This window comes from Mesorhizobium sp. M6A.T.Ce.TU.002.03.1.1 (assembly GCF_003997275.1).
Classification (GTDB): domain Bacteria; phylum Pseudomonadota; class Alphaproteobacteria; order Rhizobiales; family Rhizobiaceae; genus Mesorhizobium; species Mesorhizobium mediterraneum.
In genome coordinates this window covers 1-391 of record NZ_RZTI01000349.1, presented here as the reverse complement: position 1 = coordinate 391, position 391 = coordinate 1, and the positions used below count along the sequence as shown (strand labels likewise).

At 48.6% G+C, this 391-nt stretch carries 1 protein-coding gene; it reads right to left on the bottom strand.

What is annotated here, in order from left to right:
- Positions 1-35 precede the first annotated feature (35 nt).
- The coding region (locus tag EOC93_RS33900; RefSeq protein ID WP_206532317.1) for a hypothetical protein at positions 36-391 on the bottom strand (356 nt) is incomplete at its 5' end.

Sequence of the window (391 nt, the reverse complement as noted above, 5' to 3'; positions counted from 1 at the left end):
CTCCGGCATCTCACTGTCATTCGTGATTCCAACCCTTAAAATACCGGACGAAATCCACTAATCGAGCAATTCGAAAGATGGAAACTTACGTACCACCCAAGCCATGGAGATAGATATCCATCCCGGCTTGTAACTTTCCCATCTTTGCTGCAAGAAACGCTCGCGCTGGATTCCTCATTCACGAAAACGAGGTGGTACGTCGTTCCAGATCCTGCCGCTTCATCCAGTTTGGTGCCTGCAATTTCCAGCGTTCCGCCCACAAATCCGTCCGTCTCAAGCTTGACGAGAAGAGGGCTGCAATAAACAAAAGTTGCAGCAGCCACCAAGATAGTTGCGGTCGTCAGAACCATCACTTTCTTCATTTTCTTTTCTCGTGAAAGATCATTGCCGG